At 64.4% G+C, this 24,522-nt stretch carries 21 protein-coding genes; 4 read left to right on the top strand and 17 right to left on the bottom strand.

Annotation, left to right across the window (positions count from 1 at the left end):
- Positions 1 to 6 precede the first annotated feature (6 nt).
- Genes ACZF5Y_RS07570 through sufB form a run of 7 tightly spaced genes read right to left on the bottom strand, consistent with a single transcriptional unit; the run spans position 7 to position 6,602 of the window.
- Positions 7 to 945: a glucose-6-phosphate dehydrogenase assembly protein OpcA gene (locus ACZF5Y_RS07570; RefSeq protein WP_497535180.1), complete on the bottom strand. Its 939-nt coding sequence runs from the start codon at positions 943 to 945 to the stop codon at positions 7 to 9.
- On the bottom strand, positions 942 to 2,507 hold the full coding sequence (gene zwf / locus ACZF5Y_RS07575) for a glucose-6-phosphate dehydrogenase (RefSeq protein WP_497535315.1): 1,566 nt from the start codon (positions 2,505 to 2,507) through the stop codon (positions 942 to 944). Before zwf ends, ACZF5Y_RS07570 begins: the two co-directional genes overlap by 4 nt.
- A 35-nt stretch (positions 2,508 to 2,542) precedes the next feature.
- Positions 2,543 to 2,893 (bottom strand): metal-sulfur cluster assembly factor, encoded by a 351-nt coding sequence (locus tag ACZF5Y_RS07580; RefSeq protein WP_053385864.1) that lies wholly within the window; start codon positions 2,891 to 2,893, stop codon positions 2,543 to 2,545.
- A gap of 16 nt (positions 2,894 to 2,909) precedes the next feature.
- Entirely contained in the window at positions 2,910 to 3,668 is a 759-nt protein-coding gene (gene sufC, locus ACZF5Y_RS07585) for a Fe-S cluster assembly ATPase SufC (RefSeq protein WP_053353024.1), read from the bottom strand.
- Positions 3,665 to 3,997 (bottom strand): non-heme iron oxygenase ferredoxin subunit, encoded by a 333-nt coding sequence (locus ACZF5Y_RS07590; protein WP_497535181.1) that lies wholly within the window; start codon positions 3,995 to 3,997, stop codon positions 3,665 to 3,667. The genes sufC and ACZF5Y_RS07590 overlap by 4 nt, the downstream gene beginning before the upstream one ends.
- Entirely contained in the window at positions 3,997 to 5,184 is a 1,188-nt protein-coding gene (gene sufD / locus ACZF5Y_RS07595; protein ID WP_497535182.1) for a Fe-S cluster assembly protein SufD, read from the bottom strand. Before sufD ends, ACZF5Y_RS07590 begins: the two co-directional genes overlap by 1 nt.
- Positions 5,184 to 6,602 (bottom strand): Fe-S cluster assembly protein SufB, encoded by a 1,419-nt coding sequence (gene sufB / locus ACZF5Y_RS07600; RefSeq protein WP_053353551.1) that lies wholly within the window; start codon positions 6,600 to 6,602, stop codon positions 5,184 to 5,186. The genes sufD and sufB overlap by 1 nt, the downstream gene beginning before the upstream one ends.
- A 283-nt stretch (positions 6,603 to 6,885) precedes the next feature.
- Here sufB and ACZF5Y_RS07605 point away from each other — a divergent pair, with 283 nt between their 5' ends.
- Positions 6,886 to 7,815: a COX15/CtaA family protein gene (locus ACZF5Y_RS07605; protein ID WP_497535183.1), complete on the top strand. Its 930-nt coding sequence runs from the start codon at positions 6,886 to 6,888 to the stop codon at positions 7,813 to 7,815.
- Between the two features lie 438 nt (positions 7,816 to 8,253).
- Here the strand turns inward: ACZF5Y_RS07605 and ACZF5Y_RS07610 are convergent, their stop codons facing one another.
- Positions 8,254 to 9,186, bottom strand: coding sequence for a heme o synthase (locus ACZF5Y_RS07610; protein WP_497535184.1), 933 nt, complete (start codon positions 9,184 to 9,186; stop codon positions 8,254 to 8,256).
- Positions 9,187 to 9,270: 84 nt separating this feature from the next.
- On the opposite strand from ACZF5Y_RS07610, the gene tkt reads away from it, so the two are divergent.
- The 3 genes from tkt to ACZF5Y_RS07625 are packed head-to-tail and all read left to right on the top strand — an operon-like array spanning position 9,271 to position 14,111.
- A complete protein-coding gene (tkt, locus tag ACZF5Y_RS07615) occupies positions 9,271 to 11,358 on the top strand; it encodes a transketolase (protein ID WP_497535185.1) in 2,088 nt (695 codons plus the stop codon).
- 30 nt (positions 11,359 to 11,388) lie between these two features.
- Complete coding sequence (gene tal / locus ACZF5Y_RS07620) at positions 11,389 to 12,498, top strand: transaldolase (RefSeq protein ID WP_497535186.1); 1,110 nt, start codon at positions 11,389 to 11,391, stop codon at positions 12,496 to 12,498.
- Positions 12,499 to 12,500: 2 nt separating this feature from the next.
- A complete protein-coding gene (locus ACZF5Y_RS07625; RefSeq protein WP_497535187.1) occupies positions 12,501 to 14,111 on the top strand; it encodes a glucose-6-phosphate isomerase in 1,611 nt (536 codons plus the stop codon).
- 72 nt (positions 14,112 to 14,183) lie between these two features.
- On the opposite strand, the gene ACZF5Y_RS07630 is transcribed toward ACZF5Y_RS07625, so the two are convergent.
- The 9 genes from ACZF5Y_RS07630 to uvrA all read right to left on the bottom strand — a co-directional run bounded on the left by ACZF5Y_RS07630 (position 14,184) and on the right by uvrA (position 24,458).
- Positions 14,184 to 14,549 carry an RNA polymerase-binding protein RbpA gene (locus tag ACZF5Y_RS07630; RefSeq protein ID WP_075201176.1) on the bottom strand — a complete coding sequence of 122 codons (366 nt, stop codon included), beginning with the start codon at positions 14,547 to 14,549 and terminating at the stop codon, positions 14,184 to 14,186.
- Between the two features lie 45 nt (positions 14,550 to 14,594).
- Positions 14,595 to 14,843, bottom strand: a complete 249-nt coding sequence (secG, locus tag ACZF5Y_RS07635; protein WP_497535188.1) for a preprotein translocase subunit SecG — start codon at positions 14,841 to 14,843, stop codon at positions 14,595 to 14,597.
- 62 nt (positions 14,844 to 14,905) lie between these two features.
- The gene (tpiA, locus tag ACZF5Y_RS07640; protein ID WP_497535189.1) at positions 14,906 to 15,751 is read right to left on the bottom strand and encodes a triose-phosphate isomerase; all 846 of its coding nucleotides are present in this window, start codon (positions 15,749 to 15,751) and stop codon (positions 14,906 to 14,908) included.
- Positions 15,748 to 16,950, bottom strand: a complete 1,203-nt coding sequence (locus ACZF5Y_RS07645; protein ID WP_497535190.1) for a phosphoglycerate kinase — start codon at positions 16,948 to 16,950, stop codon at positions 15,748 to 15,750. Before ACZF5Y_RS07645 ends, tpiA begins: the two co-directional genes overlap by 4 nt.
- Before the next feature lie 28 nt (positions 16,951 to 16,978).
- A complete protein-coding gene (locus ACZF5Y_RS07650; RefSeq protein WP_053385871.1) occupies positions 16,979 to 17,596 on the bottom strand; it encodes a superoxide dismutase in 618 nt (205 codons plus the stop codon).
- A gap of 116 nt (positions 17,597 to 17,712) precedes the next feature.
- Positions 17,713 to 18,693 carry a DNA-binding protein WhiA gene (whiA, locus tag ACZF5Y_RS07655; protein WP_497535191.1) on the bottom strand — a complete coding sequence of 327 codons (981 nt, stop codon included), beginning with the start codon at positions 18,691 to 18,693 and terminating at the stop codon, positions 17,713 to 17,715.
- 58 nt (positions 18,694 to 18,751) lie between these two features.
- A complete protein-coding gene (gene rapZ / locus ACZF5Y_RS07660) occupies positions 18,752 to 19,630 on the bottom strand; it encodes an RNase adapter RapZ (protein ID WP_497535192.1) in 879 nt (292 codons plus the stop codon).
- Positions 19,627 to 21,555, bottom strand: coding sequence for an excinuclease ABC subunit UvrC (gene uvrC, locus ACZF5Y_RS07665; RefSeq protein ID WP_497535193.1), 1,929 nt, complete (start codon positions 21,553 to 21,555; stop codon positions 19,627 to 19,629). The genes rapZ and uvrC overlap by 4 nt, the downstream gene beginning before the upstream one ends.
- On the bottom strand, positions 21,552 to 24,458 hold the full coding sequence (gene uvrA, locus ACZF5Y_RS07670) for an excinuclease ABC subunit UvrA (protein WP_497535195.1): 2,907 nt from the start codon (positions 24,456 to 24,458) through the stop codon (positions 21,552 to 21,554). The genes uvrC and uvrA overlap by 4 nt, the downstream gene beginning before the upstream one ends.
- Between the last annotated feature and the right edge of the window lie 64 nt (positions 24,459 to 24,522).

Consider the following 24,522-nt stretch of genomic DNA (forward strand, 5'->3'; position numbering starts at 1 on the left):
CCTTCGTCAGTGTGTTGAGTGCTGGGATGCGGCAGCGCGCGTGCGCGAGAGTTGCTCGAGCACGCGGCCGTACATCACGTCTTCATTGAGTCCGCGCAGTTCTTCCGCGAGGCACTCGCTCAGCGTGCGCCGCGGCAGCACGATCTGATGGGTGGGCTGGCCCGGTTGGCTGAGCGCAGCATGCGTCGGCGAGAGCCGTTTCAGTTTCGCTTCACCGCTCGCGCGCACCAGCTTGACCGAGTGCAATCCCTCGGCATGCAGGGCACGGTCGAGCAGTGTGCAGGTCGTGGGCACGCCGAGTGCGAGCTCCAGCCAGGCCGCGAGCAACTCAGTCGATGGCGACGCCTCCGACCCGACCACTTCGACCGCGGTGACCGGTTCGAACGGGGGCTGATCGAGCACCGCGGCGAGATACTCGCGCCACCGCGTCAAACGCGTCCAGGCGAGGTCGGTGTCACCGGCGGAATACCCCTCGATGCGGGTGTCCCACCCCGAGCCGTCCGGCGCTGCAGCGTCGGTGATCCTGCGCTGCCCGATGCGACCGAGCGGATCGGCGCCCGGGCGATCCGGAGCCTCATCGGGCCACCAGACCGCGACCGGTGCATCGGGCAGTAGCAGGCCGGTGACCAAGCCCTCCACGCCACTGGCGACATCGCCGAACGCCCGCAGCACGATGACGTCGCTCGCGCCCGCGTCGGCACCGACACGGATCTCCGCGTCGAGACGTGCTTCGGCATCGGGAGTCGCCTGCAGCACGATGACCCGCATGGGGTGCTCGCTCGAGGCATGATTCGCGGCTTCGATGACGGACTCGTCGAGTTCGCCCGACGCCGAGATGACGAGCGTGAGCACGTGGCCCAAGGCTGAGACGCCGCTCTCCTGGCGCATCGAGACGAGCCGTCGGGTGACGGCGCTGACGGTGGTGTTCGGCAGGCTCTCAATCATGGGCGTCTCCAGGTGCGGCCGTCGCGGGCGAGCATCTCATCGGCGGATGCCGGGCCCCACGAGCCGGGAACGTAGGGCTCGAGCGATGCGTCTTGCGCTGCCCAGTGGCGTTCGATGGGATCGAGGATGCGCCATGAGAGCTCCACCTCGCGCTGCCGCGGGAAGAGCGGGGCGTCACCGAGCAAGACGTCGAGGATGAGGCGCTCGTAGGCTTCGGGGCTCGCCTCCGTGAACGCGTGGCCGTAGCCGAAGTCCATCGTCACGTCGCGTACACGGGTGCCGCTGCCCGGCACCTTCGCGCCGAACCGGATCGTAATGCCCTCGTCGGGCTGCACTCGAATCACGAGCGCATTCGAACCCTGTTCCTGCCGCTGCGATTGCCCGAAGAGTTCGCCCGGCTCCTTGCGGAAGACGACGGCGATCTCGGTAACACGGCGACCCAGGCGCTTCCCGGTGCGGAGGTAGAAGGGCACGCCCGTCCAGCGGCGCGTCTGCACGCCGAGCTTCATCGCGGCGAACGTCTCCGTGCGCGAATCGGGCGCCATGCCCTCTTCGTCGAGGAAGCCGTTGACGAACTCGCCGCCCTGCCATCCGGCCGCGTACTGGCCACGGGCGGTCGAGTGCTCCAGATCTTCGGGCAGCACGACCGCTTCGAGCACCTTCTCCTTCTCGTCGCGCAGATGCTGCGCGGAGAGGCTGATGGGTTGTTCCATTGCGGTGAGCGCCAGCAATTGCAGCAGATGGTTCTGGATCACGTCGCGTGCCGCGCCCACGCCGTCGTAGTAGCCCGCGCGGCCGCCCACGCCGATGTCTTCCGCCATGGTGATCTGCACGTGGTCGACGTAGTTCCGGTTCCAGATCGGCTCGTACATCGCGTTTGCGAACCGCAGCGCAAGGATGTTCTGGACCGTCTCCTTGCCCAGATAGTGATCGATGCGGAAAATCGAGTCGGCGGGGAACGCCGACTCAAGCACATCGTTCAGATCGCGCGCCGAGGCGAGGTCGTGGCCGAAGGGCTTCTCGATGATGACACGACGCCACCTCTGGTCATCGGGTGTGCGATCGACCAGTCCAGAACTTGAGAGGTGCTTCGCGACCTCGGGGAACGCCGTCGGCGGAATGGACAGGTAGAACGCGTGATTGCCCATCGTTCCACGCTCACGGTCGAGCGTCTCGACCGTGTCGCGCAGGCGATCGTACGCCTCGGGATCGTCGAACTGGCCCTGCACGAAACGAATGCCCTCGGCGAGTTGCTGCCAGGTGTCTTCGCGGAACGGCGTGCGAGCGTACTTCCGCACAGCATCGTGCACGATCTCCGCGAAGTCACGATCTTTCCAGTCGCGACGGGCGAACCCGACCAGTGCGAAGCCCGGGGGCAGAAGGCCACGGTTCGCGAGGTCGTAGACCGCAGGCATGAGCTTCTTCCGCGACAGGTCCCCGGTGACCCCGAAAATGACGAGGGAGCTCGGGCCGGCAATGCGGCTGAGCCGCGGGTCGTCTCCTGAGCGCAGCGGATTGCCCGGGCGGGTGGGACCCGAAGTTTCCCAACCCAGTCCGGGCACCGCGAAGGCGTTTTCCGTGTCGTTCACGCGGCGCGCTAAATCGCGAAGCCGAGCGCGCGCATCATGTCGCGCCCGTCGTCGGTGATGCGCTCCGGCGTCCACGGCGGCATCCACACCCAGTTGATGCGGAACGCCGTGACGAGCCCGTCGAGCGCTTCAGCAATATCGTTCTCGATGACGTCGGTGAGCGGGCAGCCCGCGCTGGTGAGCGTCATGCTGATGACGAGCGCATCGTGCTCCTCATCGAAGGCGAGATCGTAGATCAGGCCGAGATCGACGATGTTCACGCCGAGCTCGGGGTCAGACACGTTCTTCAACGAGTCAATCGCCTGCTCGCGGAACTCCGGGTCGATCGACTGCGGTGCCGTCGTGGTTTCCTCGCTCATACGACCAGCCTACGCCCTAGGCCGACTCGAGGAAGCGATCGTAACCCTCGTTCTCGAGACGATCGGCCAACTCGGGGCCGCCCTGCTCGGCAACACGGCCGTTGACGAACACGTGCACGAAGTCGGGCTTGATGTAGCGGAGGATGCGGGTGTAGTGCGTAATCAGCAGGACACCGAGGCCGGTGTTCTCCTTGGCGCGGTTCACGCCTTCGGAGACGATCTTCAGCGCGTCGACGTCGAGGCCGGAGTCGGTCTCATCGAGCACGGCGAACTTCGGCTTGAGCAGTTCGAGCTGCAAGATCTCGTTGCGCTTCTTCTCGCCGCCCGAGAAGCCCTCGTTGACGTTGCGGGCGGCAAACGACTCGTCCATGCGCAGGTTGCCCATGGCTTCCTTGACGTCCTTCATCCAGGTACGGATGGCGGGCGCTTCACCGTCGATGGCGGTCTTCGCCGTGCGAAGGAAGTTGGCGTTCGTCACTCCCGGAATCTCGACCGGGTACTGCATCGCGAGGAACATGCCCGCTTGAGCGCGCTCGTCGACGCCCATTTCGAGCACCTCTTCGCCGTCGAGCAGGATGGACCCGCCCGTGACCTCGTAACGCGGGTGGCCGGCGATGGCATACGCCAGCGTCGACTTGCCCGAGCCGTTCGGGCCCATGATGGCGTGGGTCTCACCCTGCTTGATGGTGAGGTCGACCCCCTTGAGGATCTGCTTCGCACCCTGCTCGGTCTCGACGCTGACGTGCAGGTCCTTGATTTCCAGAACGGAGCTCATTGTTCAATCTCTTTCGTAACGTTGGGGTCGATGTACACGTTGCCGTCTGCGATCTCGACGGCGTAAACGGGAACCGGCTCATACGCCGGAAGGTTCTGCGGAACGCCCGTGCGGAGGGAGAATGCCGACCCGTGGGCCCAGCATTCGAGGGTGTCGCCCTCGACGAAACCCTCTGCAAGGCTGATCTGACCGTGGCTGCAGGTGTCGCCGATCGCGTGGATCTCGCCGTTGCCGTCGAGCACGATCGCGATCGGTACGTCGTCGACCACCACGCGGGTCGCCTGATCTTGCACCAGATCGCTCACGGCGAGCACCTTCTGCCTCGGCATCAGCGTACGGAGCCGGCGAGTTCGGCCTCGACCGCCGCCTGCAGGCGCTCCTCGGTCGCAGCATCACCGATCTGGGCGATGACCTCGATGAGGAAGCCGCGGACGACGAGCTTCCGCGCCTCTTCTGCCGAGATGCCTCGGCTCTGGAGATAGAAGATGTGCTCGTCATCGAAACGACCCGTGGCGCTCGCGTGACCGGCGCCCTCGATGTCGCCGGTCTCGATCTCCAGATTCGGAATCGAGTCCGCTCGCGTGCCCTCGGTGAGCACGAGGTTGCGGTTCTGCTCGTAGCTGTCGGTGCCGGTGGCGTTGTTGCGGATGAGTACGTCACCGATCCAGACCGTGTGCGCCCCCTCGCCCTGCAGCGCACCCTTGTAGGTGACGCGGCTGCGCGTGTGGGGCGCATCATGATCGAGGTAGACCTGGTGCTCGAGGTGCTGACCGGCATCGGCGAAGTATGCGCCGAGCGCTTCGCCGTTCGCGCCCTCGTGGTCGAGGTGAATCGAGGGGTTCAGGCGGACGATGCCGCCTCCCAACGAGACGACGATGTGCGTAATAGAGGCATCGCGGCCCACCGTGGCGTAGTGGCTCGCGAGGTGGATCGCCTCGTCGTTCCATTGCTGCACACTCACGACGGTCAGCTTGGCGCCGTCGCCGACGACGATCTCGACGTTCTCGGAGAGCTGCGCGTCGCCCGAGTTCTCGATGATGACCAGGCCCTGCGAGTGCGGAGCCGCTTCGATGATGGTGTGCGCCGCGCGCGGTTCGGCATCGAGTGCGTCACGCGTGATGATCGCGGTAACCTGCTCCTCCGACGAGATCGTCACGAGATGCGCTTCACCGAATGCAGACCAGGCCGCGGCGGCACCGCGCTCCTCGGGAATCCCGGCGCGGCCGACGCGTGCGTCATCGCGAGGAATCCACTCGGAACTGACTCCGGCGATCTCCGTCACCGCTACCGGTACACGCGCACCGTCGAGCTCGCCGTGCAACACCGCGTCGAGCTTCGCGACCGGGGTGTACTTCCAGACCGCTTCGCGGCCAGTGACCGCGGCGAAATCTGCGACATTCGTCGATTTCGGGCGATCCGATCGGGTCTGCACGGGCACGCGGTTCGCCCAGTCCCCGTCGGAATGCTCGGTCAGGCCGTGCTGAGCCGTTTCTTTCGTAGCGACAGCTTCGGTCATTATCCGACGGATCCTTCCATGCCCATCTCAATGAGCTTGTTCAGTTCGAGCGCGTATTCCATGGGCAGCTCGCGTGCGATCGGCTCGATGAAGCCGCGCACGATCATCGCCATGCCCTCTTCTTCGGCGAGGCCGCGGCTCATGAGGTAGAACAGCTGCTCCTCGCTGACGCGGGAAACAGTGGCCTCGTGGCCGAGCTCGGCGTCGTCGGTGCGAATATCGATCGCCGGGTAGGTGTCGCTGCGCGAGATCGTGTCGACGAGCAGCGCGTCGCACACCACCGAGTTGGCGGAGTGGCGTGCGTTCGCCTCGATGCGGACCTCGCCGCGGTAGCCCGTGCGGCCGCCACCGCGGGCGATGGACTTCGCGAGAATCGACGACTTGGTGTTCGGAGCGAGGTGAATCATCTTGGCACCCGTGTCCTGGTGCTGCCCCGGGCCGGCGAACGCAACAGAGAGCGTCTCGCCCTTGGCGTGCTCACCGGTGAGATAGATAGACGGATACTTCATCGTCACCTTCGAGCCAATGTTGCCATCGACCCACTCCATGGTGGCGCCCTCTTCAGCGATCGCACGCTTCGTCACGAGGTTGTACACGTTGGTGGACCAGTTCTGGATCGTCGTGTAGCGCACGCGAGCGTTCTTCTTCACGATGATCTCGACAACTGCCGAGTGCAGCGAGTCCGACTGATAGATCGGAGCCGTGCAGCCCTCGATGTAGTGAACGTAGCTGTCTTCGTCAGCGATGATGAGCGTACGCTCGAACTGACCCATGTTCTCGGTGTTGATGCGGAAGTAGGCCTGGAGCGGGATCTCGACGTGCACGCCCTTCGGAACGTAGACGAAGGAGCCGCCCGACCACACAGCGGTGTTGAGCGCCGCGAACTTGTTATCGCCCGACGGGATAACGGTGCCGAAGTACTGCTCGAAGATCTCCGGGTGCTCTTTGAGCGCGGTATCGGTGTCGAGGAAGATGACGCCCTGCTCTTCCAGATCTTCGCGGATCTGGTGGTAGACGACCTCGGACTCGTACTGAGCTGCGACACCGGCGACGAGGCGCTGGCGTTCCGCCTCCGGGATGCCGAGACGCTCGTACGTCTCCTTGATCTCTTCGGGCAGGTCTTCCCAGGTGGTGGCCTGCTTCTCCGTAGAGCGCACGAAGTACTTGATGTTGTCAAAGTCGATCTCGGAGAGATCGGCGCCCCACGCGGGCATCGGCTTGCGATCGAAGATCTGCAATGCCTTGAGCCGACGCTTCAGCATCCATTCGGGCTCGTTCTTCAGCGCCGAGATCTCGCGCACGACCTGCTCGCTGAGACCGCGCTTGGCGATCGCGCCGGCCTCGTCGCTGTCGTGCCAGCCGAACTCGTACTGGCCCAAGCCTTCGAGCTCGGGTCGGTCGATCAGTACCTCAGGCATGATCCCTCCCTCATTCTTCGTCTCGCACGGGAACCCGGTGTCGAGCCGGAGGGATCCGGCCTGACGGCGTGTGAGCTCGGCGAGCTCACGCACACATCGGGTTCCCTGCAGCGGTGCAGTATTCTGGGCCTCGGACGGGGCCGGAGCGATCCGATGCGGAGCATCGAACGCCCGACGTATCGTTCGCAACCACAGCTTCCCATTCTACAGGGTTCCGATAGTTTCGGTGGGATGTCCGCTCAGGGCTTCGCAAACTCAAGGGAAGCGCCCGAGAGGAGACTCGTTGTCCAGCGCGCCCATCGCCAGCACGTCCGCCCCCGGAGCCTTGTGCTCAGGGATCGGCGCCCCGTCGCGGTTCCTGCGGGTCGTCGCCTGGATCTCGTTCGTGTTGAACACGGTCATCATCGGTACCGGTGGCGCGGTGCGCCTCACCGGGTCCGGCTTGGGCTGCCCGAACTGGCCGCTCTGCTCCCCCGGTTCCCTCGTTCCAACCGAGGAACTCAGCTACCACTCCCTGATCGAGTTCGGCAATCGTACGATCTCGGGACCGCTGCTGATCAGTGCAATCCTGGTCGTGATCCTCGCGTGGCGCATTCGCACCGCACGTCGCGACTTGTTCGTCATCTCGCTCGTCGTGTTCGGGCTCGTGCTGCTCCAGGCGCTCATCGGCGGTGTCATCGTCTGGCTCCACCTCAATGCGAACCTTGTGGGTATCCACTACGTCATCTCGCTCGCGCTTGTCTGCATCACCGCGGCGTTTCTCACGCGGATGTACGAGCCGGGCACGGCACGCGAACGGGCGGTCCCGAAGGGGTTTGCGATCCTCACCCATGTCACCACGCTCTTCATGGCGATCACGGTGCTGTTCGGGGTGCTCACCACGGGCTCGGGGCCGCATTCGGGCGACGCCACCATTCAGCGCGACGGCGTCGATGCGACGCTCATGAGTCATATCCATTCTCTGCCCGGGTACGCAGCTTTCGCGTTGTCAGTGGCCGTGCTCGTGTGGGCGGCCGCCCGGCGACTCCGCCCGCTGAAGTGGACGGTCGTCTTGCTCGCCGCGCTGATCGTGCAGATTTCCGTCGGCGTCTACCAGGCGCGCCATGGCCTGCCAGAGCTCGCGGTCGGCGTGCACATGGTGCTCGCGGCGCTGACCGCCGCGACGATGACCGTCGTCGTGCTGCGACTCAAGCGTCCGATCGCGGCGGAGTAGCGCGCCGCGCTCTCCCCCGCATCCATCGCGCAAGCATGACTCACTGCGATCGGGGCGCAAGAACGTGTCGTTACCCGTCGCGAGGCTGTGGCCCAGAAAAGGCCACGTCGAGACTGCCTGTGAGCGGAACTTCTAAGGTCGTGCAGCCTGCGGCATGACACGCCCGTGAGTGAGCAAATTCTGCCATTCTGCGTGCAGATACTGACGAAAATTGCCCACTTCGCCGGGTGATACCAGATGGCTTCTGACGAAGACCTCTTCTCCGATGTGGCACCCTGCGAGTGAGGGGTTTCCGTGCTCCTTGAGCGTGAAGTCAGCGAGAAATGCTCACCCAGGAGATGCGCGACAGAAACCACTCACCCCGGCGTGTGGCCGCGAGGTCACGGTTCGGGCAGCGCCCGCGAGCCGGTAGCGCACTCAGGCGCGCGCGGTCGTGCCTTAGAACGGCAACAGCGCGTCGATCGCAATGACCAGCGAGAGCACCGACAGGTAGATGTTGGCCGTGTGGAAGACCTGCATCGGCTTCCCCGCCTCGCCGCGGATCGCATGCGCGTATAGGCGGTGCGCCTGGGAGATGAAGTAGCCGCCGAAGACGAGCGACGCAACGGTGTAGGTCCATCCCATATCGGCCACGGGAATGAGGAGCAGGCTCGCAGCGACCGTCGCCCAGGTGTAGAGAATCACCTGCAGGCCGACCGTGACCCGCCCGCGGACCACGCCGAGCATCGGCACGCCAGCGTTCGCATAGTCGTTGCGGTACTTCATCGAGAGCGGCCAATAGTGAGCCGGTGTCCAGAGGAAGATCACGAGGAACAGCACCCACGCGGGCCAGTCGAGCGAGTTGTTGACGGCAGCCCAGCCGATGAGCACCGGGAAGCACCCGGCGATACCGCCCCAGACGATGTTCTGCTCGCTATGGCGCTTGAGCACAATCGTGTAGATGACCACGTAAAAGAAGATCGCGCCGGCGGAGAGCGCCGCGGCGAGCCAGTTCGTGGTGGCGGCGAGCCACACGACGGAGAGTGCGCCCATGACCCAAGAGAAGATGAGCGCGTTGCGATCCGAAATCTCTCCGGTGACGAGCGGACGGTTCTCGGTGCGCTTCATCTTGCGATCCATGTCGCGGTCGATGTAGCAGTTGAACGCGCCGGCAGACCCGGCGCTCATCGCCCCGCCGATCAGCGTCGCGAGCACCAACCAGAGGTCCGGCAGGCCGCCCTGAGCGAGGATCATCGCCGGCACCGTGACGACCAGCAACAGCTCCATGACCCGAGGCTTCGTCAGGGCGACATAGTTCTTGACCGTGCGGCCGAACGAGGGTCGCCCGGCGGTAGCGCGGGCCTGAGTCTGGGCTGGGATCTGCGTGGACATCACCTCCTATGGTACCTCGCCGTTCGATAAGATTGTGCGAGGTGCGGCAAGGCTGCGCGCACGCTTCCGGTCGAAAGGGAACTCTTGGCGAACGAACTGCAGTGGAACGAACTCGACGATCGCGCAGTGGACACTGCGCGCGTGCTGGCGGCTGACGCCGTCGAGAAGGTCGGTAACGGTCACCCCGGCACCGCGATCAGCTTGGCACCGGTCTCGTATCTCCTGCATCAGAAAGTGCTGCGCCACGACCCGACCGATCCAAAGTGGGTCGGCCGTGATCGCTTCATTCTGTCCGTGGGCCACTCGTCGCTCACGCAGTACGTGCAGCTCTACCTCGGCGGCTACGGGCTCGAGCTCGAAGACCTCGAATCGTTGCGCACCTGGGGTTCGAAGACGCCGGGCCACCCGGAGTACGGTCACACCGACGGTGTGGAGATCACGACGGGTCCGCTCGGCCAGGGGCTCGCTTCGGCGGTCGGCTTCGCCTACGCAGCGCGATACGAGCGCGGGCTGTTCGATCCGGAGGCTGCGCCCGGTACGAGTCCCTTCGATCACTTCATCTATGTCATCGCGGGCGATGGCGACCTGCAGGAGGGCGTGACCAGCGAGGCGTCTTCGCTGGCAGGCCACCAAGATCTGGGCAACCTCATCGCGATCTACGATTCCAACCAGATCTCGATCGAAGACGACACCGATATCTCGTTCTCCGAAGATGTCGCGAAGCGCTACGAGTCCTACGGATGGCAGGTGCTCGAGGTCGATTGGAAGAAGACCGGCGAGTACGTCGAAGACATTGCCGAGCTGCATCGCGCGATCACGGCGGCCCAGGTGGAGACGACGAAGCCGTCGCTCATCATCTTGAAGACAATCATAGGTTGGCCTTCGCCCGGCAAGCAGAACACCGGCGGCATCCATGGATCGAAGCTGGGTGCTGAGGAGCTCGCAGGCCTCAAGACCGCGCTCGGGTTCGACCCGGATCAGAACTTCGCCGTGGCTCCCGATGTCATTGAGCACGCCCGCGAGGCCGTGGCCCGCGGAGCCGCAAAGCGCGCCGAGTGGCAGGTCGGCTTCGACGCCTGGGCCGCCGCGAACCCCGAGCGGAAGGCGCTCTTCGATCGCGTCGAGGCGCAGGAGTTGCCGGCCGAAGCGCTCGAGGTGCTCCCCAGCTTCGCTCCTGGTGAGAGCATTGCGACCCGCGCGGCGAGCGGCAAGGTGCTGGCCGCCCTCGGACCGGTCATGCCTGAGCTCTGGGGCGGGTCCGCTGATCTCGCGGGCTCCAACAACACCACGATTCCTGGCGTCCCGTCGTTCGTGCCCGCCGACCATTCCACGTCGAGCTGGCAGGGCGATCCGTATGGCCGAGTGCTCCACTTCGGTATTCGTGAGCACGCCATGGGCGCAATCCTCAATGGCATCCAGTTGCACGGCAAGACCCGCAGCTACGGCGGCACGTTCCTGATTTTCAGCGACTACATGCGGCCCGCCGTTCGCCTGGCCGCGTTGATGAACGTGCCCAGTGTGTTCGTATGGACTCACGACTCGATCGCTCTCGGCGAGGACGGCCCGACGCACCAGCCCATCGAGCAACTCGCAACGCTGCGCGCGATCCCGAATCTCGCTGTGGTGCGCCCGGCCGACGCGAATGAGACCGCGATTGCCTGGCACGAGATTCTCACGCGCACCGCGGGTCCTGCTGGCATGGCACTGACCCGTCAGAATGTGCCGGTGCTGCCTCAGGGCGACGGCTTCGCCACCGCAGAGCAGGCCGCCGAGGGCGTGCGCCGCGGTGCGTACGTGCTCGCCGACACCCCCAACGATTCGCTCGACGTGCTGCTCATCGCCACGGGCTCCGAGGTGCAGTTGGCCGTCGAAGCGCGTGAGCGACTTGCAGCCGAAGGTATCGGCGCACGCGTCGTGTCGGCGCCGAGCCTCGAATGGTTCGCCGAGCAGACCGCGGAGTACCGCGAGAGCGTACTTCCCGCGAACGTTACTGCTCGCGTCAGCGTCGAGGCCGGCCTCTCGCTCGGCTGGGAGCGCATCGTCGGTGACCGCGGCCGCTCCGTCTCGATCGAGCACTTTGGAGCTTCGGCCGACTACGAGACCCTCTTCCGCGAGTTCGGTATCACGACCGACGCCGTTGTGGCCGCTGCCCACGCGTCGCTCGCCGCCTGAACCCGCCCTCCCGAAAGGAAACATCACGCGATGTCGAATACCCGTACCGCCGCCCTCAGCGAGGCCGGCGTCAGCATCTGGCTCGATGATCTCTCACGTCGACGACTGGAGAGTGGCGAACTGGAGCGCCTGCTCGAAGATGTCAACGTCGTCGGTGTCACCACGAATCCGACGATCTTCGCGAACGCGATCGGTGGGGGCGACGGATACGGCGATCGTCTCGCCGACGCCGCCTCGCGCGGACTCGACGCCGAGGCCGCGATCGTCGAGCTCACGACGGCCGATGTTGCCGACGCATGCGACCTGCTTGCAGGCGTGTTCGCGTCGACCGACGGTCGTGACGGCCGCGTTTCCATCGAGGTCGAACCCGGCCTGGCGCGTGACACCGTCGGCACCGCGGCGCAGGCGAAGCAGCTGTGGGCACGCGTCGACCGCCCGAACGCGATGATCAAGATCCCCGCGACGGTCGAGGGGCTCGATGCCATCACCGAGACGATTGCTGCGGGCATCAGTGTCAACGTCACGTTGATCTTTAGCCTTGAGCGCTACCGCGAAGTCATCAACGCGTATCTGACCGGTCTCGAGCGTGCGCGTGACGCCGGCATCGACCTCGCGGGCATCCACTCGGTCGCGTCGTTCTTCGTCTCGCGCGTTGATTCCGAGGTCGATCGTCGACTGCGCGAGGTCGGTACTCCCGAAGCGCTGGCGCTGACTGGCCAGGCTGGCATCGCCAACGCGCGACTCGCCTACGAGGTGTTCGAGCAGTCGTTCGCGAGCGAACGGGCCCGATTCCTGCTCGGTCTCGGAGCCAACCCGCAGCGTCCGCTCTGGGCATCGACGGGCGTGAAAGATCCGGCGCTTCCCGACACCGCCTACGTCACGGGGCTGATCGCGCCGCATACGGTCAATACGATGCCCGAGGCGACCTTGAATGCGTTCGCCGATCACGGCGACACCCCGGGTGACACGGTGACCTCGGGCTACGCCGAAGCGAACCAGGTACTCAACGCAATCGACGCGCAGGGCATTGCGTATTCCGAGGTGACCGAACTGCTCGAACGCGAGGGTCTGGAAAAGTTCGATGCATCGTGGGCCGACCTGCTCGGCACCGTGGAGCGTGCGCTCCGCGAGGCACGCTGATCATGGCGCTCGACGTTCGAGTAGCGCAGTTCGGAGAGGCTGCGCACACCGCCCTTGCGCAGCTCGTCGCAGATCGCGTCGCGAGTCGTATCTTTGCGCATGATGCGACGCTCTGGGGAGCAGCCGCGGAGCCCGAAGCATCGATTCGTCTCGGCTGGACGGAAATTGCGTCTGCAGCCAATGATCTGATTCCTCGGATCACCGCGCTTCGCGACGCGTTCCACGAGTCGGGTATCGATCGCATTGTGCTCTGCGGCATGGGTGGCTCGAGTTTGGCTCCCGCCGTCATCACGCAGTGGGCGGACGTCGAGCTGACCATGATTGATTCCACCGCTCCGACCGAAGTACGCCGTGTACTTGCGGGCGATCTCGCGGGAACCGCCGTGGTAGTGAGTTCGAAGTCGGGCAGCACGATCGAAACCAGGAGCCACCTCGCCGCGTTCGAAGACGCATTCCGCGTCGCAGGAATTACGCCGTCGGAACGTGTCGTCATCGTCACCGACCCAGGCTCCCCGCTCGAGGCGGAATCGATTGCTGCCGGGCGTCATATCTTCACCGCAGATCCCACCATCGGCGGACGCTTCTCGGCGCTCACCGCGTTCGGGCTCGTGCCTTCCGGATTGGCGGGCGTTGATCTCGCCCGCTTGATCGCCGAGGAGCAGGCTGTGCGTGACCTCGTCGCGTTGGATGACGCGGAGAACCCGGCGCTGCGCCTCGCGGCGGCAATCTTCGCGGGGCTCCCCCGTCGTTTCGTGCTGGCCGTTGCTGAGTCGGCAAGCGCACGCTGGGGGTTGGGACGATGGATCGAGCAGCTCGTCGCAGAGTCGACGGGCAAGAACGGGCTCGGGGTGCTGCCGATCGCGCTCCATGCCGATGCGCCAGAGCTGAGCACGGTGCCGCAGAGCGCCCAAGTGGTTGCGGTGACCGATGAGTCCGACGCGGAGTCTGCCGCGTCGTTCTCCCCCGACATCTCGGTGTCGGGCTCCCTCGGTGGTCAGTTCCTCCTGTGGGAGGTCGCGACTGCAGCGTTGGGTCGGCTGATGGGGATCGACCCGTTCAACCAGCCCGACGTCGAATCGGCAAAGGTCGCTGCACGCTCCGCACTTGCCTCCCAGCCGACGCCTTCTGCCTCCACGGGCACGGTGCTTGCCGAACTCGCAGGTGCCGTCCTTCTTGCGGAACCCCAAGGGATGCACGTCGCTGATGCCGCGTCGCTCGTCTCCGCGCTGCAGCAGGCGGCCGCTGGCGCCGGATATCTGTCGCTTCAGGCCTATGCAGATCCGCACGGCGACGCCGTCGCTCCCCTAGAACAGCTTCGAGATCAGCTCGCCGAAGTGCTGCGGATTCCGGTCGCGCTGGGTTGGGGGCCGAGCTACTTGCACTCGACCGGACAACTGCACAAGGGCGGGCCGGCGAACGCCGTCTTCCTGCAGATTTCCGACGCATCGCCTGAGTCCCTCCCCATTCCGGGCGGCGACGGCGGCTTTGATGCGCTCATCACCGCTCAGGCGCGAGGCGATCGCAGCGTGCTCATCGAGCGTGGGCGACCGGTGTTTGCATTGGCCGCGGGTGATGTCGCGGCAACGACACGTGCATTGAGTGCAGCGCTCTGACCTGAGCCCTACCTGCACCAACGACGAAGGCCCCGGTGGAACACCGGGGCCTTCGTCGTATCTCGGGCCGAACTACGCTGACTTGCGTGCGGTACCGCGACGGGTTCGCAGCTTCTCCAACGCGGCTTCGAGGAGCTCTTCGGCTTCCTCAGGAGTGCGGCGCTCTTTCACATACGCAAGGTGCGTCTTAAAGGGTTCGTTCTTCGGGAGCAGCGGCGGATTCTCCTTGTCACGGCCAGCCGGAAGGCCAGTCGTCGGAGAATCGATCTGCTCGGGAATCTCGTCTTCAGGGACGTCGGCCGCGAAATAGCGAACCGTCTCGTTGCCGAGAGCATCCCAATACGAGATCTGGGTGCGTTCGGCGCGCGAGCCGTGATCCTTTTCGCCCATCGGGCCGGATCCAACACGAGCGCCACGAATGGCGTTACTGCCTGCCAAGAGTTGCCTTTCTAATACGGGTGCGGGGTGCGGTCGCGACGTCGATTAGACGACGGTGAAACGCGCGATCAGCCCGAGCCCGACGATCGCCGCGAACCACACGAGAGAGACGACGATCGTAATGCGATTCAGGTTGCGCTCTGCCACGCCCGATGAACCGAGGCTCGAGGTCACGCCGCCACCGAACATGTCGGAAAGGCCGCCGCCACGCCCCTTGTGCAGGAGGATGAACAGCGTCAACAGCAGGCTCGTCAGCACCAGGATAACGAGCAGAATGATCTTCAGAATGAGCACGAAGTGCACCTTTCAGGGGTCGCGGGCGCAAGAGGCCAGACCCCAGTATACCGGGGTCTGGTTCAGCCGGCCGTGATGTGCTTCTTGAACTGGATGATTCGCGTGAATTCATCGACCTTCAAGCTGGCGCCTCCGATGAGCGCGCCATCGACATTCGGCTGGGCGAGGAACCCCGCGATGTTCTGGCTGGAGACAGATCCGCCGTACAGAATGCGCGTCGATGCCGCTCGCGAGTCATCGCGAATGTCACGGAGATGCTCGCGCAGCGCGCGAGCCACTTCTTCGGCCTGCTCGGGCGTTGCCGCCTGCCCGCTTCCGATCGCCCAGACCGGCTCGTATGCGACGACGAACTCGGCGTCACTCGGGAGAAGCGCGAGCGCAGCGGTGAGCTGCGCGACCGGGATCGCCGCGGCTCCGTGACGTTCGAGATCTTCGGCGGTCTCCCCCACGCAGATCACCGGAACGATGCCGGCCTCGTGTGCGGCACGAGCCTTGTTGCCTACGACCTCATCGCTTTCGCCGTGGCCATCGCGTCGCTCAGAATGCCCGACGAGCGCATACGCGACGTCGAGCTTCGAGAGCATCGCAGCAGAGATGTCTCCGGTGTAGGCGCCGGATGCATGGGGCGAGAGATCCTGGGCCCCGAGACCCAGGGAGAGCTTGTCGGCCGCGAGCAGAGTCTGCACCGAGCGGAGATCGGTGAAGGGCGGGAAGACGACGACTTCGGCGTCACTGTAGTCGTGGCGCACGTCTTGCAGCCCCCACGAGAGCTTCTGCACCAGCGCGATCGCCTGCAGATGATCGAGATTCATCTTCCAGTTGCCGGCGATGAGCGGCGTGCGCTCGGTCGGCGGGAGCGGCTCGCGCACGGACGGCACGGTGGACTGATCGGGTGCGGTGTCGCTCATGCGAGTACCTCCAAGCCGGGGAGAGTCTTGCCCTCCAAATATTCGAGACTCGCACCGCCGCCGGTGGAGATATGACCAAATTGATCGTCGCTGAAGCCCAGTGCGCGAACTGCAGCGGCTGAGTCGCCCCCGCCGACGACCGTGAAACCGTTGGTGTCGGTCAACGCTTGGGCGACCGTGCGTGTTCCTGCCGCAAATGCGTCGATCTCGAACACGCCCATGGGCCCGTTCCAGAAGACCGTCTTCGATTCGGCGATGATCTGGGCAAATGCTGCGGCTGACTGAGGGCCGATATCGAGACCGAGACCGGACGCACCGAAGCTGGACGATTCGATCGCGTCAGCAGGCACGGTTTCGAACGCGGCATCGGCGCCGAACTTCTCCGCGACCACGATGTCGGTCGGGAGCACGATCTGCACGCCACGGCGTTCCGCATCCGCGAGGTACCCGCGAACGGTGTCGAGTTGATCTTCCTCGAGGAGGCTCGAGGCAACCGAATGACCCTGTGCCTTGAGGAAGGTGAAGACCATACCGCCACCGATGAGGAGCGTGTCAACGCGTTCGATTAGGTGCGAGATGACGCCCAGTTTGTCGGAGACTTTCGACCCGCCGAGCACGACCGTATACGGACGAGCCGGATCGACCGTCAAACGCTGCAGCACCTTGAGTTCGGCCGCGACCAAGCGTCCGGCAGCGCTCGGGAGAATCTGCGCGAGCTCGAAGACACTCGCTTGCTGACGGTGCACGACTCCGAAACCGTCGGAGACGAACGCATCGGCGCCAGTGGCGAGTCGCTGAGCGAAGGCGAGCCGCTCATCAGGGTTCTTGCTGGTCTCCGCAGTATTGAATCGGAGATTCTCGAGCAGCACGATGTCGCCCTCGGAGAGACCGGAGATCGCCGCAGAGGCTGCATCTCCGATCGTCTCCGGAACGAACTCGACCGGAGCCCCCAAGAGTTCGGCCATGCGTTCCGCCACCGGCCGCAGTGAGTACTGCGGGTCGGGCTCGCCCTTCGGGCGGCCCAGATGGCTGATCAGTACGAGCTTGGCGCCCGCATCTTTCAGCTCGCGGATCGTCGTGAGCGACGCGCGAATGCGGCCGTCATCGGTGATGACGCCGTCGCTGAGCGGAACATTGAGATCGACGCGGACGACAACCGTCTTTCCGCGCAAGGATCCCAGAGTGTCGATGGTGCGCATAGGGTGTGGGGGCTCCTTGACCGGTGAGTTAGATCAGGCCAGGCGTCTGCGTGCGCGCTGCCTCAAAGCGACGCGCGACGTCCTGCCAGTTGGCGATGTTCCAGAAGGCCTTCACGTAGTCCGCGCGCACGTTGAGGTAATCCAGGTAGTACGCGTGCTCCCAGACATCCAGCTGCAGCAGCGGAATGGTGCCTGCAGGAAGGTTGCCCTGCTGGTCGAAGAGCTGCACGATGTTCGGACGCTGTCCGAGCGCGTCCCAGGCGAGCACTGCCCAGCCCGAACCCTGTACACCGAGTGCGGTGGCGGTGAAGTGGGCCTGGAACTTCTCGAAGTCGCCGAAGTACTCGTCGATCGCAGCCGCGAGCTCGCCCTCAGGCTTTCCGCCGCCCTCGGGCGACAGGTTGTTCCAGAAGATCGTGTGGTTGACGTGACCGCCGACGTTGAACGCCAGGTCCTTTTCGAGCTTGTTCACGGCAGCAAGGTTGCCGGTCTCGCGGGCCTCAGCAAGCTGATCGAGAGCGGTATTCGCTCCGGTCACGTATGCCTGGTGGTGCTTGTCGTGGTGCAACTGCATGATCTTGCCGCTGATGTGCGGCTCAAGGGCAGCGTAATCATAGGGAAGTTCAGGAAGTGAGTAGGCAGCCATGTGGCGATCCAATCTCTCGGGGACAGTCGATCAACTTCAGTCTATGGCTCGGCGCCACCCTCGTGGAGAGGATGGCGCCGAGTGACACCGGGGATTGCCGGGATGTTCGCCTTGCGCTAAATTGCGTCAAGCTCCTCGGGGAGGCTTGCCTCGGTACCCGGGATGCCGCGCGACTCGGCCTCCTTGTCAGCCATGGCGAGGAGGCGTCGAATGCGACCGGCTACAGCGTCCTTTGTCAACACCGGCTCGGCGCGCGCGCCGAGATCATCGAGACTCGCCTCACGGTGAGTGAGGCGCAGTTCCCCCGCGTACCGCAGGTGTTCAGGTACCCCGTCGCCGAGAATCTCGAGCGCGCGTTCCACGCGTGCGCAAGCCGCCACCGAAGCCTGGGCGGAGCGACGCAGATTCGCGTCGTCAAAGTTCACGAGACGATTCGCCGTCGCACGAGTCTCGCGCGCGCGACGCAGCTCATCCCAGCTCGTCCGGGCATCTTCAGCGCCCATGAGCCCGAGCATCTGGCTGATGGCTTCGCTGTCGCGGATCAAGACCTTGTGCTGCCCGCGAATCTCACGGCTCTTCGCATCGACGCCAATGCGCCCCGCGGCACCGACCAACGCCATGGCGACCTCGTTGCTCGGGCAGACAATCTCCAGGTTTGCGGATCGGCCAGGCGCTGTGAGTCCGCCGCGGGCGAGGAACGCACCGCGCCAGATCGCGGCGAGCTCGGGCTGAGCGCCCGTGGTCAAACGATTCGGAAGACCGCGGATCTGGCGACGACGCTGGTCGAGGAGTCCGAGCTGACGCGCGAGGGTTTCGCCATCGAGTACGCGGACGAGGAACTGTGGCGCACCCGGACGGGTGCTCGACGGGGGCAACTGCTTCGCTTCTGAGCGGATGCCGTACAACTCGGCCAAATCCTTACGCACACGCTGGACGATCTGCGGAGTGTGCAGCTCGGCCTCAAGAGCGATTCGGCCGGAAATCGTGTGCAGCCCGCCTGCAAGACGGAGGATCGTGGCGACCTCGGCGACGCGTTCGCCGGTGCGCTGCACCGGGAATCGCACGAGTTCACTTTTGACCTCGGTGGTAGACAGCACGAATGGGGTCCTTTCGGGAAGGGGTGGTTCGGTAGATCAGTCGACGGTGCAGGGTCGACTACTCGCGACCGAGGTCGCGATGGCGCAGATTCACACTGACGCCCGGAAGCCCGGCGAGCCGGTCCGCGAGTTCTCGCGCAGTCGCAACGGAGCGGTGTTTGCCGCCGGTGCATCCTACCGCGAGCGAAGCATGTCGTTTGTTCTCTCGCTGGAAGCCAGCGAGCACAGGAGCAAGAGCTGCGACGTAGTGGTCCAGAAACTCCGTCGCACCTTCGCGACTGAGCACATAGTCTTTCACTTCTGGGTCGACTCCGGTCAGGGCGCGGAGTTCGGGCTCCCAGAACGGATTCGGAAGAAAACGCATATCGACCATCAGGTCGACATCGGTCGGCGCGCCGTATTTAAAGCCGAAACTCGATACGGAGAGTTGCAGGCCGGGAGTGTTGTCATCGGAGAACAGCTCGCGAGTCGCCGTCGAGAGTTCGTGCACGTTGTAGCGCGAAGTGTCGATGACGACATCGCTAGACGCCCGAAGCTCTTGGAGGCGCTCGCGCTCCAAGCCGATACCCTCGGCAAGGCTTCGCTCATCGCCCTGGAGCGGGTGCGGTCGGCGAACGGATTCGTATCGACGTACCAGGATGTCATCCGTTGCGTCGAGAAACACGACGCGAACGGTCGCGTTATCGCGGAGCTCGGAGACGGTGGCCTGAATGTCTTCGAACAGATCGCGCCCGCGAACGTCGACGACCGCGACGATGCGCGGGAGTGCTCCCCCGGAACGATCGGCCATGTCGGCGAGTGTCTTCAACATCGGCAGGGGAAGGTTATCGACGACGTACCAGCCCAGATCTTCAAGGGTGTTCGCGACGGTGCTGCGACCTGCGCCGGACATCCCGGTGACGATGAGGATTTCCTGTCGAGTTGCCGCGTCGTTCATGCGCCGTGCTCCTCTCCTTGCATCGCGTCCGGTGCGGCCTCTAGCTTAGCGCCCGGCTGGGGATCCGTTTGCAGGTGGGCGAGAATCTGCTCACCCAATTTCTCGCCGACGCCCGGCGCTGCCGCGAGCTCGGCGAGTGAGGCGGCACGCAGACGGGTCACCGACCCAAAGTGCTTGAGGAGCGCCTGTACACGCTTGGGCCCGAGACCAGGAATCTCGGAGAGCCGACTCGAGATCGATGTGCTGCGTCGCTGCCGTTGGAAGGTGATCGCGAAGCGGTGTGCTTCGTCGCGAACCCGCTGCACGAGGAAGAGTGCCTCGCTCGTCCGCGGAAGGATCACCGGGAACGGGTCGTTCGGCAGCCAGATCTCTTCGAGGCGCTTGGCGATGCCACAGAGAGCCACATCAGTGATTCCGGCTTCCGCGAGCGCGCGCGCCGCCGCGCGAACTTGCGGTTCTCCACCATCGACGATGAGGAGTTGCGGCCGGTCTCGGTAGATGCCGCTGGGAGCCTCGCCAGACTCGCGCGCGGCGTTCAATTGCGCGGCGCGGCGCGAGACCACCTGATGGATCGAATCGGTGTCGTCGGTGGTCTGCTCGATCCGGTACTTGCGGTACGCGCCTTTGGCGGGCAGTCCGTCCTCGAACACCACCAGAGACGCCACGACACCCGTTCCCTGCAAGTGTGACACATCGATGCACTCGATACGCAGCGGCGGCTCGTCCATGTCGAGCGAGCGCTGCAACTCGGCAAGCGCATCGGTACGCGCGGTCAGATCTGCGGCACGCTTTAACTTGTGCCGGATCAGATGCTCGCCGGCGTTGAGCACCGCCCGGTCCATCAATTGCACTTTGTCGCCGCGCTCCGGGACGCGGATCTGCACCTTTCCCTTGCGTGGGCGTCGTGCAGCGAGCGCCACTTCCACATCGGAAACATTGGCGGGAAGCCGCGGTACCAGGACCTGAGGCGGCGGTTCGCGCTCGCCTTCGTATGCGGATTGGAGTACTTGTTCGAGCAGAGTTTCGGGGGAATCGTCGAGCTCAACATCCACGATCCAACTGCGTTCGCCGCGAATTCTGCCGCCGCGAATGATGAACTGGTGGGCGGCTGCGGCCAGTTCATCCGAGCGCAGTCCGAACACATCGAGGTTCACGTCGAGTGCCAGTACCACCGCGTTCTTCTCCATGACGTGCTCGACCGCCTGGGCTTGATCGCGCAGTCGAGCAGCGTCTTCATAGCGCTGTTCGAGTGCGGCTGAGCGCATGGCGACTTGCAATTCTTTCAGGTGACGCGTGTCTCCCCCGTTCAAGAACGAGACCAGATCATTCACTCGTTCCCGGTGCTCATCGAGGGTGACGAGCTGCGAGCACGGACCGCTGCAGCGCCCGATCTGGCCGGCAAGGCACGGACGGCCCGTCGACATCGCGCGATGGTAGTCGCTGTCGTTGCAGGTGCGAATCGGAAACGCCTGCTGCAGGAGAGCTGTGGTTTCACGCAGCGCCCATACCTTCGGATACGGCCCGAAGTACTTTGCGCCGCGAATGCGCTCATTCCGCGTGATGACGAGGCGGGGCGCCTCCTCTCGCAGGGTCACCGCAAGATACGGATAGGTCTTGTCGTCCTTGAACTGAACGTTAAACGGCGGCTTGTACTCCGTGATCCAAGTGTGCTCGAGCACAAGGGACTCAGTGTCCGTCGCGACCACGGTCCAGTCGAGCTTCGCCGCGAGCGAGAGCATGGTGCGCGTGCGCGGCATGAGCGAGTGCAACGGCTGGAAATAGTTCGCGAGCCGCGCACGCAGGTTCTTCGCCTTGCCGATGTAAAGCACGCGACCGTGTCGGTCGCTGAAGCGATACACCCCAGGTGACGTCGGGATCTCCCCCTGAGCCGGTCGGAAATCGGCTCTGCGGTCGGTGTCGATCAAGCGGACGCTTTCGCGCGACCGTTCAAGACCTCGGCGAGGAACTGGCCAGTGTGACTTTCGGCGACGGTCGAGAGCTGTTCAGGCGTGCCTTCCGCGATGATCATGCCGCCACCGGACCCGCCCTCGGGGCCCAGGTCGATCACCCAGTCGGCGCTCCGAATGACATCGAGGTTGTGTTCGATCGTGATCACCGTGTTGCCCTTCTCGACCAGGCCGTTCAACACGAGCAGAAGCTTGCGCACGTCTTCGAAGTGCAACCCCGTCGTCGGCTCATCGAGCACGTAGATGCTGCGACCGTTCGACCGCTTCTGCAGTTCCGTCGCGAGCTTGACGCGTTGTGCTTCACCGCCGGAGAGGGTCGTCGCGCTTTGACCCAAGCGCACATAGCCAAGGCCGACGTCGACCAGTGTCTTCATGAACCTGTGGATCGACGAGATCGGCTCGAAGAACTGCTCGGCTTCGGCGATGGGCATCTCGAGGATCTCGGAGATGTTCTTCCCCTTGTATCGCACCTGCAGCGTCTCTCGGTTGTACCGCGACCCGCCGCAGACCTCGCACGCGACGTACACGTCGGGGAGGAAGTTCATTTCGATCTTCAGAGTGCCATCACCGGAGCATGCCTCGCACCGACCGCCCTTGACGTTGAAGCTGAAACGACCGGGCAGATAGCCTCGGGTCTTCGCCTCAGGAGTCTCCGCGAAGAGATTGCGGATCTTGTCGAAGACACCGGTGTACGTCGCGGGGTTTGAACGCGGCGTGCGGCCGATCGGAGCCTGGTCGACGTGCACGACCTTGTCGAGGTGTTCGAGGCCCGTCACCCGAGTGTGCTTGCCCGGCACCAGGCGCGCGCCATTCAACTGGTTGGCGAGCACCCGATAGAGGATGTCGTTCACGAGCGTCGATTTGCCAGACCCCGATACACCGGTCACCGCGGTCATCACTCCCAGCGGGAACGTGGCATCGACATTGCGAAGGTTGTTCGAGCGCGCACCGACGACCTTGAGTTCGCGCTTGCGGTCGCGCTTGCGTCGCCGCTTCGGAGTGTCGATGCCTCGCCGACCTGCCAGGTAGTCACCCGTCATCGAAGCGGTGTTCTCGAGCAACTCGTCGTACTTGCCTGAATGGACGACGGTGCCGCCCTCGACGCCGGCACCTGGGCCGATGTCGACGATCCAGTCTGCAGCCTCGATCGTTTCCTCGTCGTGCTCGACGACGATCAGCGTATTGCCGAGATCGCGCAACTTGATCAGGGTTTCGATGAGGCGACGATTGTCTCGCTGATGCAGCCCGATGCTCGGCTCATCGAGCACGTAGAGCACGCCCGTGAGACCGGAGCCGATCTGGGTGGCGAGACGAATACGCTGCGCTTCGCCGCCGGAGAGGGTGCCTGCAGCCCGTGCAAGGGTGAGGTAGCCAAGACCGACCTCGATCAGGAAGTCGAAGCGCAAACGGATCTCGCGAAGCACCTGCGCGGCGATCTTCGCCTCACGGTCGGAAAGCACGACCTCGTCGAAGAATCGCTTCGCGTCGGTCAAGCTGTACTCGCCGACGCTCGCGATGGACTGCGCGTCGACGGTCACCGCGAGCACCTCCGGCTTGAGCCGCTGCCCCTGGCACGCATGGCACGGCACTTCGCGCAGGAACTCAGACCAGCGATCGCGCTTCGTGTCGGACTCCGCCTCCGCGTATTGGCGTTCGATGAAGGGAATCACCCCTTCGAAGCCTGAAGAGTACTTCACTTCGCGCCCGAACCGGTTGCGCCAGCGCACATTCACCTTGAAGTCGTTGCCATAGAGAACGGCCTGCTGCACCTCTTCGCCGAGATCTGACCATGAGGTCTTCAGTGAGAAATTGAGGTCGTCGGACAGGCCGACGAGCAGCTTCTCGTAGTACTGGTACAGGCTCTTGCCCTGGCTGGTCCAGGGAACGATGACGCCCTCCGCAATGGAGAGCTCGGGGTCACCCAAGACCAGATCTTCATCGACCGACATGCTGGTACCGAGACCGGAACAGGTCGGGCATGCGCCGAATGGCGCATTGAACGAGAATGTGCGCGGCTCGATTTCGGTGAGTTGCACGGGGTGCTGATTCGGGCACGACAGGTGCTCCGAAAAGAGCTGCACTCGATCAGAGGCATTGGCGTCTTGATCGACGAATTCGATCGCAACGATGCCGCTAGCAAGTCTCAGTGCGGTTTCGAGTGAGTCGGTGAGGCGGCCGAGGATCTCGGGGCCGGCGACGAGCCGGTCGACGACGACCGAGATGTCGTGCTTGACCTGCTTCTTCAGCTGGGGCGGATCGGAAAGCTGGATCATCTCGCCGTCGACGAGTGCGCGAGAATACCCGCTCGCGGCAAGGTCTTGGAAGAGGTCGACGAACTCCCCCTTCTTCTTACTCACGACCGGCGCGAGCACCTGGTAGCGCGTGCGCTCGTCAAGCTCCATCAACTGGTCGGCGATCTGCTGCACCGTCTGTGAGGCGATTCGCTCCCCGCACACCGCGCAGTGCGGCACGCCGATACGGGCCCAGAGCAGACGCATGTAGTCGTAGATCTCGGTGATCGTACCCACGGTCGATCGAGGATTGCGGTTGGTCGATTTCTGGTCGATGGACACGGCGGGGCTCAAACCCTCGATGAAATCGACGTCCGGCCGATCCACCTGCCCGAGGAACTGTCGGGCATAGGCGCTCAACGATTCGACGTAACGACGCTGCCCCTCGGCAAAGATCGTGTCGAAAGCCAGGCTCGATTTGCCGCTCCCGGACAACCCGGTGAACACCACCATCGAGTCGCGCGGAATCGCCAGGTCGACGTTCTGGAGATTATGGACGCGCGCCCCTTGCACGCTGATCTGGGCATGCGCGGATGAGGAGCGGATGGGAGCAGTGGGCGTCGTAGTCACCGCTCCATTCTACGTCGTCATTGCCGAGAATTCGAACATACGTACGACGACTCGCCCCTCGGCT

This window comes from Leucobacter sp. WKLB1 (genome assembly GCF_059696215.1).